Origin of the sequence: Photorhabdus heterorhabditis (assembly GCF_018448905.1) — a bacterium.
GTDB lineage: Bacteria > Pseudomonadota > Gammaproteobacteria > Enterobacterales > Enterobacteriaceae > Photorhabdus > Photorhabdus heterorhabditis.
Genome location: NZ_RCWA01000028.1, coordinates 24,158 through 37,333, shown reverse-complemented (window position 1 = coordinate 37,333; position 13,176 = coordinate 24,158). Strand labels below are relative to the sequence as shown.

Below are 13,176 nucleotides of genomic sequence, written 5' to 3'. Positions count from 1 at the left end.
TATGGGATAGTTAATTCGTGATGAATCAAAATATTGAAAGTTATAAATGGATGGTTTTATTTATAGCTACGATAACGCAGGCATGTGCATGTTTTTTTGTTCAAGGGATAGGTTCTATCGCTCTACTATTGCAACAACAGATGTCGTTATCTGCATTCCAAATTGGGTTATTAGTATCATCTGCTCAACTTGCACCATTAGTTGGCTTACTAGTAGCTGGAGAATTACTTGATAGGTTTAATGAAAAATACGTGGTAAGTATAGGTGTTTTCTTGGTTGGGATCACTCTATGTTTTACTCTGTTTTTTGATAACTATTATGCGATTCTTATTCTCTTATTTATTCTTGGGATTGGATATAGTTCTGCGCAACCAGGTGGGGCCAAATCCGTTTCTAATTGGTTTCCAAAAAATCAGTTAGGTTTTGCTATGGGGATTAGACAAGCAGGATTGCCCCTAGGAGGAGCCTTAGCAAGTTTAATTCTGCCATTTTTGGCAATACGTTTTAATTGGCATTTTGCTTTCTTTGCTAGTGGATGTATTGCTATTTTTGGGGCTATGCTCTTTTTTATATTTTATAAAGACAAAGATCCAAAAACAAAGAAAATACAGCACATTAATATTATATCGACTATCAGAAATAAAATATTAATGGTTAAAGAACCTGCTATGTTTAATATTATGTTGTCTGGTGCTTGCTTGACATCCATCCAATATAGTGTAGTCATTTATCTAATTTCTTATTTTTATGAGGAGCTAAAAATTTCTCCATCTATAGGTGCGACTTTATTATTTTCAGCTCTTGCTTCTGGGGTTGTAGGGAGAATAGTCTTAGCTGCTTGGAGTGACAGAACAAAGACAAATAGATATTTTCAAGTATTATGTTGCTTATTTTGTTCTTTAATTGGAATCACCATTTTGTTTTTTTTAAAAACGGATAGTTATTATTTTTTATTCCCATTTATGGTCTTGCTTGGTTTCTTTGGAGTAGGTTGGTATGGTCCATGGGTAGCTTATATAGCAGATACAGCCCCTAAAGATAGAATAGGATTTGCTTTAGGTTTGGCTATGACTGCTAATCAAGTTGCTGTGATTGTTATTGCGCCATTAATAGGGATATTAAGAGATATTACAGGTGGTTATAACTTAAGTTGGATATTACTGATACTTTTTACTTTCTTTACTTTACTAAGTACTTACTTTAGAAATAAAAGGGTATTATCAGGCTAATATAGGGTATGATGTCAGTATTTTTACTGCTTGTCATAAAATAAACATTTTCTGTAAACATATAAAGATTTATATATGCCCATAATATTCTATGCAGAGAATCCAGCCAAACTGGAATAAGAGTTGTTTCTCTTGAAAAGAGAATGCAGTTTATAGTTGCTAATAATAACAATAATCAAAAAATATTTTTTTAAAAAATGCAATATTCATTTTTGAATAAAAAAGGATATGGTCATACATCCCAGAGATAATCCCAATAAATAGGAAAAAATAGGAACGTAGGCATTGAAAATCATACCTCCATCTTTAAGTACAGCATCTACCCAAGTCATCAGACCCGATGAGCCGGTAATATTTGCTGCACTTAATAACACACTAAGCACGATGGCTTTATTATTAAACATGGTGATTGATCTCATGATATTTATTGCTTGCCTACATTGTTCTATTAATCTCATTCGGCTATTATTTTTATTGAAATAGAGTATATGGCATTCTTCCATGTTAAATGTTATCGAACAAAGTTGTTACAAGAAGTAATGTTAACATTAAATTATTATTGGATAAATAACTGAGTTTAATGTTGTTGCATTTTGGCTGTTCCATAATAGTTGTCACAGATAACAATGCGTTTGATGATTACCTGTTACCGTTTTATGTAGAATAAACATCGCTATTGATCAGTACAACTGCCTGTAATTAGTCTGGCAGATATATCGTTAGTCATTAGTGCTAATGAAATATTGTTTACATGACAGATTAAGCTTAATAATGGCAATATTTAGTGCGACGGCTTAGTTGGTAAGGTAATTATCCCTGATTTGGCAAGGGTTGAGTTTTCTGTTGTTGCCAGCGAGGATAACTAATAGTTCCTTTAAAAAGAGATCAGAAGTTATGGCGAAAATTGGTATTTTTGTTGGTACTGTTTACGGTAATGCCCTGGCAGTTGCAGAAGAAGCACAGCAAATCCTTGAACAACAAGGTCATGAGATAGAAGTATTTGAAGAAGGGGAACTGGAGCAGTGGCAGTCCTATCTTAATCATGTGATTTTAGTTATCACTTCAACGACTGGGCAAGGGGATTTGCCCGATAATATTCAGCCACTTTATTGCGCTTTGCGAGATGAATTAGGTTATCAGCCGGAATTACGTTATGGCGTTATCGCCTTGGGTGATGGTAGTTACGAGAATTTTTGTGGTGGCGGTCGCATTTTTGATGAGTTGCTACAAGAGCAAGGCGCGATAAGAATCGGTGAAATTCTTCTGGTGGATGCAGTAGAAGAAGCAGAACCGGAAATTTTTGCTCAGCCCTGGATTAAGCTGTGGGGCGAATTATTAGTTGAGTGATTTTAGCTCTTAATACACCGCTTATACCGGACAGGAGAATATAAGCGGTTGTAGTTATACTAGTACAAGTTATACCCGTTATCTTTCAAGTTGCCTCTTTGTTGGCTGCACTCTCTCACCCCAGTCACAGTGTTATCTATGCTCCCGGGGATTCGCTCCTTTGCCGTCGCGATCCATCTTGAAATCTATTGGGTATATATGAGTTGCCACCTATTTACGGGTCAGTTTTTCCAGATCGGCTTCAATCTCGGCAATCTTATTGGCAACAACGTGTTCAAGGTGACGCAGGTCATCAAGGATTTTATGTTTCAAATCGACTTCTGCTTGGTCTCGTTTGCAAATCTGATCCAGTTCTTCAATCACATAACGCAAGTTAGTATTGATCTCGTTAATCTCTTTGTATCCTTGTTCTGCATGGTCTGAAGCAACCGTTTTGCGTTGACGCGGATATTTGAATTTCACGCTTTTGGCAAAGAATTCACCTTTATCTTTGCGAAAATAGATTTTTAGAATGTCGTTGTTAGCTTCTTGACGCAGACTATAGCGGTCAATTTCTTCGGGATATGTGATTCCCAGACTCTTTAAGTTATCGTACATGGCACCACCTTAAGGGTATTTTTCCCAGTAGGTTATTTTATACGTCATTTTGAATGTGGGTCATGTCCAAACGCTTACGTACTCATTGTGTACGTTCTGGGTTGTGCATGTTGCCCGCGTTCAAACTACCTATATTAATAACACTCACCGAGCTTGGTAAAGATGATAAAAAGCAAAAAAATAGCGGATTTATTATCCGCTATTTTAAAGTTTAATCTATCGTTCTTAATAGTTCATTAATGCCCACTTTTCCTCGTGTTTTGGCATCCACTTTTTTTACAATGACAGCACAATACAGGCTGTAACTGCCATCTTTTGATGGAAGGTTGCCAGAGACAACAACAGAACCAGCAGGAATGCGGCCATAATGGATCTCGCCTGTTTCACGATCATAGATTTTGGTACTTTGGCCGATATAGACGCCCATTGAAATTACAGAACCTTCTTCGACAATGACACCTTCTACAATTTCAGAACGGGCACCGATAAAACAGTTATCTTCAATAATGGTTGGGTTAGCTTGCAATGGCTCCAACACGCCTCCGATACCAACGCCACCGGATAAATGGACGTTTTTACCAATTTGGGCACAGGAACCAACCGTTGCCCAAGTATCTACCATCGTTCCTTCATCAACATAAGCGCCGATGTTGACATAAGAAGGCATCAATACACAGTTACGGGCAATAAAGGCTCCCTGGCGTGCTGCCGCAGGAGGAACAACGCGAAAGCCCTCTTTTTCAAATCTCTCCTGATCATAATCAGAGAATTTCATCGGAACTTTATCGAAATAACGGCTTTCAGCACCATCTATGACTTGGTTTTCATTAATGCGGAAAGAGAGCAGTACAGCCATTTTCAGCCATTGGTGTGTGACCCATTGACCGTCAATTTTCTCTGCAACACGCAGTTTTCCACTATCCAACAGGTTTATGACCTGAGTAACAGCATCACGTGTTTCATTGTTTACTGTCGCTGGAGTAATAGCTGCGCGGTTTTCAAAAGCACTTTCGATAATGGATTGTAGTTGCTGCATTGCATCAGGTTCCTTGGTTATTATCCGGATCATGGACTTATATTCAGTTACATTTTATCCTTTGGATTCAGGGTTTCTGTCAACCTTTCTGACAATTCTTCTCTAACTTTTTTATTTAATGCCTTATGGTCTTTATCTGTTAGCACAAAAAAATCTTCAACACGTTCGCCAATAGTGGTGATGTGAGCACCGTGCAGTGAAACGCCCATTTCGGTAAAAATATTGCCAACTCTGGCCAACAAGCCCGGTTGATCGAGTGCGAACAGTTCCATATAGGTTCTCCGCTCATTATGAGTGGGCAGAAAGTTCACCTTTGTTGGTACATTGAAATGACGCAGTTTAGTTGGCAATCTTCGGGCTTTTGGTATTTTGGAATATGGGCCGAGAACGACTAGCAAAAGTGCGTTGCGGATTATTTCGTGACGATCCAATGCTAAAGGATGACCATTAGGTTCTAGTACCACGAAAGTATCCATTGTCATATCATCACGATTGGTAAATATTTGAGCGTTGTGAACGCTGAGGTTGCGCCTGTCCAGTTCGCTGACAACTGCTGCAAACAGGGAAGGGCGATCCGGGCTCCAGATAAAAATCTCAGTACCGCCACGGGTTGGTTTGGTACTTATCAAGACCAGCGGTTCTTGAGAATCATGTTTCACCAAATGACGAGCATGCCATGCGAGTTGTTTGGGTGTATGGCGCAGAAAATAATCTGCATGACAGCGGCTCCAGAGCTGATGAAGTCTCTGTTCATTGATATTATCCTGGCGTAGCAGAGCAAGTGCTTGAAAACGATGATGACGGATACGTTCCCGCAAGTCCGGTGTATTTTGCATTCCCTGACGTAATTGGTTCTCCGTAGAGAAATAGAGTTCCCGTAGCAGGCTCTGTTTCCAACTATTCCATAGGCTAGTGTTGGTTGCGCAGATATCAGCGACTGTCAGGCAAATCAGGTAACGTAACCGAGTTTCATTTAATATCTCATAGGCAAACTGCTTGATGATTTCCGGATCTTGGATATCTCGCCGTTGGGCAGTGACTGACATTAATAAATGATAACGAACCAACCAGGCCACCAAATCAGCTTCCCGAGAGTTAAACCCATGTTGCAGTGAGAATGTCAGCGCGTCCTCAGCGCCAAGTTCGGAATGATCGCCATTACGCCCTTTGGCGATATCGTGAAACAGCGCGGCAAGGCGTAAAATCTCCGGTTGAGGCAGACGAGAGTATAGCTCGACACAGAGTGGATGAATGGCACGGTTGTTCTCGTCGGCAAAACTTTCCAGCTTTTTCAGCACACGGATTGTATGTTCATCGACGGTATATGCGTGAAACAGGTCAAACTGCATTTGGCCGACAATATTGCCCCAAAGTGGCGTATAAGCGCCAAGAACGCTGTGGCGGTGCATGGGTACAAATGCGCTTTCAACCGCCCTGGGGTGGCGCAGAATGTCCACAAAGATTTGACGGGCTTCGGGTAATTCACACAATGGCTGATTTAGATTACGGCGAGCATAACGGAGTTGACGAAGTGTAGTCGAATAGATGCCTTGAACTTCTACATGTTCTGCCATGCAATAAAACATCCGCATAATCGCTGCGGGTTCTTTGATAAACAGAGTCTCATCAACCAGATCAATCAATTGTCCGCGTAACTGAAATTCATTATTCAGGGGGCGAGGTTTTTCATTGGTTCCCAGTGCCAGAATAGCTTCATCAAAGAGTTGCAGTAACATATTATTGAGTTCGCTGACACGTCGTGTCATTCGGTAGAAATCTTTCATCATCCGCTCTACCGGTTGATTACGTTCTCCCTGGTAGCCGAGTAACTGGGCAATACTGAACTGGCGATCAAATAACAGGCGATTATCATAACGATTAACGACCAAATGAAGGGCAAAACGGATACGCCAGAGGAAACTCAGACACTCATTCAATTCATTACGTTCTTCATCTGTCAGGAAGCCAAAATCGACCATTTCATCCATTGAGGTTGCACCAAAGTGACGGCGAGCAACCCATAGCAAAGTATGAATATCCCGTAATCCTCCGGGGCTGCTTTTGATATCAGGTTCCAGATTATAACTGGTACTGTGATAGCGCTGGTGGCGTTCATGTTGTTCGGCAATTTTGGCATCAAAAAATTCAGTAGAAGGCCAAAAAACCTCACTAAATGTGTATCGCTGTAAGCGGAGAAAAATAGGCAAATTGCCACAGATTAAACGTGACTCAATTAAATTCGTCGCTACAGTCAGATCTGACAGCCCTTCCAGTAAACACTCTTCAAGTGTACGGACACTGTGGCCTACTTCCAGTCGTATATCCCACAGTAAGGTGATAAATTGCCCGACATTCTGTGCTTGATGTTGTGTAAGCGGTTGTTCACTAAGTATCAACAAGTCAATATCAGATAGCGGATGTAGTTCCCGTCGGCCATATCCGCCGACGGCAATCAATGAAAGTGATGAAATTCTATCAAATCCATAGGTATGCCATAGTTGTTGCAGCAATTGGTCTATGTAATCACTACGGGCGTAAATCAACGCTTCTGCGGAAATGCCCGCTTTAAAAGCATGTTCTAGCCAAAGCTGAAATTCTTCGAGGTGTTGTTTCAACACTGGATAGTGAAAGTCTTCACTGGAGAAATCAGAGGGAGAAAATGGCGGGATAGGCGCTTGAATTGCGGCGATATCTGCTGACATAAATATGAACCCGAGAGAAAGCGAATCATAACAGCCAGATTACTGAGAAAATGCTGTGTTGAACAGGAGAGATTACGGTGGAGATTGGAAGCCTTGTGTGGTTTTAGCAAGGCTTCACAATTTGCGATTAATTATTCGTTAGTCAGTATCGCGGAAAGAGCGGGTTCTTCTTCTTTCCGTAATGTCATGATTTCACAGCCGTTGTCCGTAACAACAATTGTGTGCTCATATTGGGCGGACAAGCTGCGGTCTTTGGTTTTTACGGTCCAACCATCTTTCATGGTACGGATGCGGTAGTCACCGATATTAACCATTGGCTCAATAGTGAAAGCCATGCCTTTTTGCAATACAACTCCGCCGTCATCGGCGTCATAGTGCAGTACTTGTGGCTCTTCATGGAAGACTGTACCGATACCGTGACCGCAATATTCGCGAACCACAGAGAAATCATTAGCTTCAACAAATTGTTGAATGGCTTTACCAAGAGTACGCAGACGAATACCGGGTTTCACCATTTTCAATGCCAGATAGAGGCTTTCCTGAGTGATTCGGCACAGGCGTTCACCTTGAATAGTTGGCTTACCGACAATAAACATTTTTGAGGTATCGCCGTGGAAGCCCTCTTTTATGACAGTTACATCGATATTAACGATATCGCCATCTTTCAGCGCCTTATCATCACTTGGAATACCATGACAGACGACGTCATTAACAGAAATACAAACAGATTTTGGGAAACCGTGGTAACCAAGACAAGCTGAGACAGCCTGTTGCTTATTGGTAATGTGTTCGTGACAGATACGATCCAATTCACCAGTTGTTACACCAGGTTTTACGTAAGGTTCAATAATCTCTAGCACTTCCGCCGCCAGTCGACCGGCGACACGCATTTTTTCAATATCTTCAGATGTCTTAATTGAGATTGCCATGAAATAATTTGCCCACTCAAAACCAGCAAATCTGCTGGTTGTATGATTATTAACGAGGAAAAATTGTTGAACCAATGGTATCAGCCTACAGAATATCTGCCAATAACAGTTGGCAGCCATATTTCCCGCGTTACTGGTACTTACTAACAATACCCGCCATAAATGGCGCTTTTCATTACCACATTGAGCAGCCAAAAAATGGCAACAAAAGTTGGTATCTTGGGCCGGTTTATGATATAAAGCGCGCCGGCGTTTTGTGTATTTTGTCACTGAGACAAAACACAGGGACGTTAAATATACTCACTGTGTAAATAACACACACGGGCCGGCACATATACCGGGGTGCTCTCATGCAGAATATGCAGTTAGGAGTCGGTGTTATGGGGCTCGTGGAGGCATAACCCCAACTTAATATTTTACAGAGGTTTACAATGGCAACTGTTTCCATGCGCGATATGCTGCAAGCGGGCGTTCACTTCGGTCACCAGACTCGTTACTGGAACCCAAAAATGAAACCATTCATCTTTGGTGCTCGTAACAAAGTGCATATCATCAACCTGGAAAAAACTGTTCCAATGTTCAACGACGCATTAGCTGAGCTGAACAAAATTGCTGCACGTAAAGGCAAAATCCTGTTTGTTGGTACCAAGCGTGCTGCAAGTGAAGCGGTTAAAGAATCAGCTCAGAGCTGTGATCAGTACTTCGTTAACCACCGTTGGTTAGGCGGTATGTTGACTAACTGGAAAACCGTTCGTCAGTCCATTAAACGTTTGAAAGATTTAGAAGCACAGTCTCAGGACGGTACTTTTGACAAACTGACCAAGAAAGAAGCGTTAATTCGTTCTCGTGAACTTGGTAAGTTAGAAAACAGCCTGGGCGGTATCAAGGATATGGGTGGTTTACCTGACGCTCTGTTTGTTATCGATGCTGAACATGAACACATTGCTATCAAAGAAGCAAACAACCTGGGTATTCCGGTATTCGCTGTCGTTGATACTAACTCTGATCCAGATGGTGTTGATTTCATCATCCCTGGTAACGATGACGCAATCCGTGCAGTAAAACTGTATCTGGGTGCTGTTGCTACCACTGTTCGTGAAGGTCGTTCTCAAGATCTGGCTGTTCAAGCAGAAGAAAGCTTTGTAGAAGCTGAATAATAAGGCAAGCTCAGTGAATTGAGCCCTTATTAACCAGGTATTGGAATATATTGGTTAGGGGGGCCTGTTATGGCCCCCTTTTACGTATCTGATATAAGAACTATCCATGTGGAATATTATTGTCCCGCAGGATACATCGAGGAATAAAACAAATGTCTGGAATTACCGCTGCTTTGGTAAAAGAACTGCGTGAGCGTACTGGCGCAGGTATGATGGAATGTAAAAAGGCGCTGGTTGAAGCTAATGGTGACATTGAGTTAGCCATTGACAACATGCGTAAATCAGGTCAGGCGAAGGCAGCTAAGAAAGCTGGCCGTGTTGCTGCTGAAGGTATCATCCTGGCAGAAGTGGCTGCTGAAGGTAAATTCGGTGCTTTGGTTGAGCTGAACTGTGAAACTGATTTCGTTGCTAAAGATGCAGGCTTCATCGCTTTCGGTAAAGAAGTTATGGCAGCCGTACTGGCTGATAAAATCTCTAACGTTGAAACTTTGAAAGCTAAATTTGAAGAACAACGTACTGCACTGGTTGCTAAAATCGGTGAAAACATCAATATTCGTCGCGTCTCTGTATTAGAAAGTGAACAACTGGGCACTTACCTGCATGGCGCACGTATCGGTGTTCTGGTTGCGGCTGAAGGCGCTAATGAAGAGCTGATTAAGCATGTGGCTATGCACATTGCTGCAAGCAAACCAGAATATGTTAACCCAAGCGATGTACCTGCTGATGTTGTTGAGCGTGAGCACCAAATCCAGCTGGATATCGCAATGCAGTCAGGTAAACCACGCGAAATCGCAGAGAAAATGGTTTCTGGCCGAATGAATAAATTCACCGGTGAGATCTCTCTGACAGGTCAGAATTTCGTTATGGACCCAAGCAAAACGGTTGGCGATCTGCTGAAAGAAAACAATGCTAAAGTCACTAACTTCATCCGTTATGAAGTTGGTGAAGGTATTGAGAAAGTTGAGGCTGACTTTGCAGCGGAAGTTGCTGCAATGAGCAAACAGTCTTAATTCTCATAAACAGAGCCGCCAGATGGCGGTTCTGTTTTATCCAATCTAAATTGCCTATCCCAGTAGGCATTGAGTTTTTGCATCTGGTTAGAGTGACCCGGATGTATGTAAATCCCCAATATACTTTTTTCTGCTTAGGACAGAACACCATGGCAACTAATGCAAAACCCGTATATCAGCGTATCCTGCTTAAGCTCAGCGGCGAAGCCCTGCAAGGTGCAGAAGGTTTTGGTATAGATGCCAGCGTCTTAGACCGCATGGCTCAGGAAATCAAAGAACTGGTTGAGCTAGGCATACAGGTTGGTGTCGTTATTGGCGGCGGTAACCTGTTTCGTGGCGCTGGCTTGGCAGAAGCAGGAATGAACCGTGTAGTAGGCGACCACATGGGCATGTTGGCAACAGTGATGAATGGTCTGGCAATGCGGGATGCATTACACCGCGCCTATGTGAACGCCCGTCTAATGTCTGCTATTCCTTTAAATGGCGTTTGCGATAACTATAGTTGGGCGGAAGCGATTAGCTTGTTACGTCATGGCCGTGTTGTTATTTTCTCTGCGGGTACTGGCAATCCATTCTTTACTACAGATTCTGCGGCCTGTTTACGTGGTATTGAGATCGAAGCGGATGTTGTGCTAAAAGCAACCAAAGTAGATGGTGTTTACTCGTCTGATCCAGCGAAAGATTCGGAAGCAATATTGTTCGATAAGTTGTCTTATCAGCAGGTATTAGAGCGTGAATTAAAAGTCATGGATCTGGCGGCATTTACTCTGGCTCGTGATCACAGCTTACCTATTCGCGTATTCAATATGAATAAACCGGGTGCGTTGCGTCGTGTGGTGATGGGTGAAAATGAAGGTACTCTGATTTCTCACGAATAATGTTCAGAGACACCAGAGATGTTTGGCGGTATGATGAGTCGCCTGATATGCCAAATTTAACAATACATGGTCATAATGACTTATGGCTTGAAAAACAACCAGTTCCCAAGGGTTTGTAACGTGATTAATGAAATCAAAAAAGACGCACAAGACCGTATGGAAAAAAGCGTCGAAGCACTTAAAAACCAAATCAGCAAGGTTCGTACTGGCCGTGCTTCTCCAAGTCTGCTGGATGGTATCACTGTTGAGTATTATGGTGCACCAACACCACTGCGTCAGATTGCTAACGTCACCGCTGAGGATGCACGTACCCTGGCTATCACGGTATTTGACCGTTCTATGACTCCGGCGATTGAAAAAGCAATTATGGCTTCTGATTTGGGTTTGAACCCATCTTCTGCTGGTACAATTATTCGTGTTCCTTTACCGGCACTGACAGAAGAGCGTCGTAAGGATCTGATTAAAGTTGTGCGTGGCGAAGCTGAACAGGGGCGTGTTTCTGTCCGTAATATTCGCCGTGATGCGAATGACAAAATCAAAGCTTTGCTGAAAGACAAAGAAATTAGCGAAGATGATGAGCGTCGTGCACAGGATGAAATCCAGAAGTTGACTGATAATTTCATTAAAAAAGTTGATGAAGCTTTAGCCAAGAAAGAAGAAGAACTGATGGAGTTCTAATCTCTTTCATGAGATAGACCAAGCGTCGCTACCGTGCGGCGCTATTTTTTATCCGGCATTTCTCTGAAGTCATGGATATTCTAAGCCAGACAAATCAGACAAGTATTAACACATATCAAACAGAACAATTCAGAGCGTCAGTATGAAAAGGTTGACCATCCTTGGTTCCACAGGTTCAGTAGGCAAAAGTACACTTACTGTAGTTCGCAATAATCCTGATAAATTCGAAGTAACGGCACTGGTTGCCGGGAAGAATATTCAGGTTATGGCTGAGCAATGTCTGGAATTTCAGCCTCAATATGCTGCAATGATAGATGAAGCTTCTGCAAAAAAGCTTAGTCAGTTACTGATTGAACAAGGTTGTAAAACCGAAGTATTTTTCGGGGAACAGGCTGTGTGTGATTTGGCTGCTTTGAATGATGTCGATCAGGTAATGTCTGCGATTGTTGGGGTTGCTGGTTTATTGCCAACCTTGGCCGCTATCCGGGCGGGTAAACAGATTTTGCTTGCTAATAAAGAATCGTTGATCACCAGTGGCCGGTTTTTTATGGATGCCGTAATTAAACATAATGCTAAATTGTTACCCATTGACAGCGAGCATAATGCTATTTTTCAGAGTTTACCCGAGGTAATACAACAGAACCTTGGAAGCAAGGAGCTGAAACAACATGGTATTGCTAGTATTATTCTAACGGGGTCTGGCGGGCCTTTTCGCCATACGCCTTTGGAGCAGTTGCCATTTGTCACACCAGATCAAGCCTGTGCCCATCCGAATTGGTCGATGGGACGCAAAATTTCTGTAGATTCCGCGACAATGATGAATAAAGGTTTGGAATATATTGAAGCGTGTTGTTTGTTCAATGCGTCTGCTGTTGAAATGGAAGTGGTGATTCATCCCCAATCTGTCATTCATTCTATGGTGCGTTATCTGGATGGTAGCGTTATTGCTCAATTGGGAACCCCGGATATGTGTACGCCTATCTCCTATGCAATGGCATACCCAAATCGTATTTCTTCTGGTGTGAAGCCTCTTGATTTTTGTTCTTTAGGTACACTGACTTTTTCGAAACCAGATTATGAACGATATCCATGCTTGAAGTTGGCTATTGAAGCATGTCACGAAGGTCAGGCTGCAACTACGGCACTGAATGCAGCAAATGAAGAAGTTGTTAAGGTTTTTTTACAAAGTGGAATCTCTTTCACAGATATAGCAATTATCAATCGTCAGGTTGTAGAAAAACTAGATTTACCGGAACCTCAGAGCATTGAAGAAGTCTTACAGATTGATAAGCTTGCAAGAAATTTGGCTACAAAGACTATCAGTTCATTTGTCAGGTAGTATTGCTGATGAATGAAGGGGTATTTGTTCGCATTTTTACCTGATGGTATAGTTTCTGTATAACTATTGGCTGATATAATTAACAGTTTAAATTTGCAGAGTTATCTTCCAGATAATCAGGTTGTTACTCAGGCCGTGATGCCAGACACGGCTTTTTTATATTTGAATGCCTGCATTTGTAAGAGAATTACCCCGACCAGTAAAGGATTAATTGAGTGATATTAGCCAGTGATCATCAGAACGATTTGTCGTCATTATTACCTAAGCACGTTGC

The 13,176-nt window shown here is 42.0% G+C and carries 12 protein-coding genes; 7 read left to right on the top strand and 5 right to left on the bottom strand.

Features of this window, described 5'->3' with window-relative positions; translation table 11 throughout:
• Positions 1 to 20: 20 nt before the first annotated feature.
• Positions 21 to 1,229 (top strand): MFS transporter, encoded by a 1,209-nt coding sequence (locus EAE89_RS16355; RefSeq protein WP_054479476.1) that lies wholly within the window; start codon positions 21 to 23, stop codon positions 1,227 to 1,229.
• A gap of 206 nt (positions 1,230 to 1,435) precedes the next feature.
• Here the strand turns inward: EAE89_RS16355 and EAE89_RS16350 are convergent, their stop codons facing one another.
• A complete protein-coding gene (locus EAE89_RS16350; protein WP_149616057.1) occupies positions 1,436 to 1,648 on the bottom strand; it encodes a hypothetical protein in 213 nt (70 codons plus the stop codon).
• A gap of 475 nt (positions 1,649 to 2,123) precedes the next feature.
• On the opposite strand from EAE89_RS16350, the gene EAE89_RS16345 reads away from it, so the two are divergent.
• Positions 2,124 to 2,576 carry a flavodoxin gene (locus EAE89_RS16345; RefSeq protein WP_054479474.1) on the top strand — a complete coding sequence of 151 codons (453 nt, stop codon included), beginning with the start codon at positions 2,124 to 2,126 and terminating at the stop codon, positions 2,574 to 2,576.
• 210 nt (positions 2,577 to 2,786) lie between these two features.
• Here EAE89_RS16345 and EAE89_RS16340 read toward each other — a convergent pair whose 3' ends face one another.
• The 4 genes from EAE89_RS16340 to map form a co-directional block, all read right to left on the bottom strand.
• Positions 2,787 to 3,173, bottom strand: coding sequence for a DUF3461 family protein (locus EAE89_RS16340; RefSeq protein WP_054479472.1), 387 nt, complete (start codon positions 3,171 to 3,173; stop codon positions 2,787 to 2,789).
• A gap of 211 nt (positions 3,174 to 3,384) precedes the next feature.
• The gene (dapD, locus tag EAE89_RS16335; protein ID WP_054479470.1) at positions 3,385 to 4,209 is read right to left on the bottom strand and encodes a 2,3,4,5-tetrahydropyridine-2,6-dicarboxylate N-succinyltransferase; all 825 of its coding nucleotides are present in this window, start codon (positions 4,207 to 4,209) and stop codon (positions 3,385 to 3,387) included.
• A gap of 47 nt (positions 4,210 to 4,256) precedes the next feature.
• Positions 4,257 to 6,911, bottom strand: coding sequence for a bifunctional uridylyltransferase/uridylyl-removing protein GlnD (gene glnD / locus EAE89_RS16330; protein WP_149616056.1), 2,655 nt, complete (start codon positions 6,909 to 6,911; stop codon positions 4,257 to 4,259).
• A gap of 131 nt (positions 6,912 to 7,042) precedes the next feature.
• Positions 7,043 to 7,840, bottom strand: a complete 798-nt coding sequence (gene map / locus EAE89_RS16325; protein ID WP_149616103.1) for a type I methionyl aminopeptidase — start codon at positions 7,838 to 7,840, stop codon at positions 7,043 to 7,045.
• Between the two features lie 431 nt (positions 7,841 to 8,271).
• Here map and rpsB point away from each other — a divergent pair, with 431 nt between their 5' ends.
• The 5 genes from rpsB to ispC all read left to right on the top strand — a co-directional run bounded on the left by rpsB (position 8,272) and on the right by ispC (position 12,902).
• Positions 8,272 to 8,997 (top strand): 30S ribosomal protein S2, encoded by a 726-nt coding sequence (gene rpsB, locus EAE89_RS16320; protein WP_054479466.1) that lies wholly within the window; start codon positions 8,272 to 8,274, stop codon positions 8,995 to 8,997.
• Positions 8,998 to 9,149: 152 nt separating this feature from the next.
• Positions 9,150 to 10,007, top strand: coding sequence for a translation elongation factor Ts (gene tsf / locus EAE89_RS16315; RefSeq protein WP_054479464.1), 858 nt, complete (start codon positions 9,150 to 9,152; stop codon positions 10,005 to 10,007).
• Between the two features lie 149 nt (positions 10,008 to 10,156).
• The gene (gene pyrH / locus EAE89_RS16310) at positions 10,157 to 10,885 is read left to right on the top strand and encodes a UMP kinase (RefSeq protein WP_054479463.1); all 729 of its coding nucleotides are present in this window, start codon (positions 10,157 to 10,159) and stop codon (positions 10,883 to 10,885) included.
• Positions 10,886 to 11,005: 120 nt separating this feature from the next.
• Positions 11,006 to 11,563: a ribosome recycling factor gene (gene frr / locus EAE89_RS16305; RefSeq protein ID WP_054479461.1), complete on the top strand. Its 558-nt coding sequence runs from the start codon at positions 11,006 to 11,008 to the stop codon at positions 11,561 to 11,563.
• Positions 11,564 to 11,705: 142 nt separating this feature from the next.
• Positions 11,706 to 12,902 carry a 1-deoxy-D-xylulose-5-phosphate reductoisomerase gene (gene ispC / locus EAE89_RS16300; RefSeq protein ID WP_214086244.1) on the top strand — a complete coding sequence of 399 codons (1,197 nt, stop codon included), beginning with the start codon at positions 11,706 to 11,708 and terminating at the stop codon, positions 12,900 to 12,902.
• Positions 12,903 to 13,176: the final 274 nt, after the last annotated feature.

Coding starts and splice junctions, on each gene's coding strand:
- EAE89_RS16355 (WP_054479476.1), top strand. CDS start 21: ATGAATCAAAATATTGAAAGTTATAAATGGATGGTTTTATTTATAGCT.
- EAE89_RS16350 (WP_149616057.1), bottom strand. CDS start 1,648: ATGAGATCAATCACCATGTTTAATAATAAAGCCATCGTGCTTAGTGTG.
- EAE89_RS16345 (WP_054479474.1), top strand. CDS start 2,124: ATGGCGAAAATTGGTATTTTTGTTGGTACTGTTTACGGTAATGCCCTG.
- EAE89_RS16340 (WP_054479472.1), bottom strand. CDS start 3,173: ATGTACGATAACTTAAAGAGTCTGGGAATCACATATCCCGAAGAAATT.
- dapD (WP_054479470.1), bottom strand. CDS start 4,209: ATGCAGCAACTACAATCCATTATCGAAAGTGCTTTTGAAAACCGCGCA.
- glnD (WP_149616056.1), bottom strand. CDS start 6,911: ATGTCAGCAGATATCGCCGCAATTCAAGCGCCTATCCCGCCATTTTCT.
- map (WP_149616103.1), bottom strand. CDS start 7,840: ATGGCAATCTCAATTAAGACATCTGAAGATATTGAAAAAATGCGTGTC.
- rpsB (WP_054479466.1), top strand. CDS start 8,272: ATGGCAACTGTTTCCATGCGCGATATGCTGCAAGCGGGCGTTCACTTC.
- tsf (WP_054479464.1), top strand. CDS start 9,150: ATGTCTGGAATTACCGCTGCTTTGGTAAAAGAACTGCGTGAGCGTACT.
- pyrH (WP_054479463.1), top strand. CDS start 10,157: ATGGCAACTAATGCAAAACCCGTATATCAGCGTATCCTGCTTAAGCTC.
- ispC (WP_214086244.1), top strand. CDS start 11,706: ATGAAAAGGTTGACCATCCTTGGTTCCACAGGTTCAGTAGGCAAAAGT.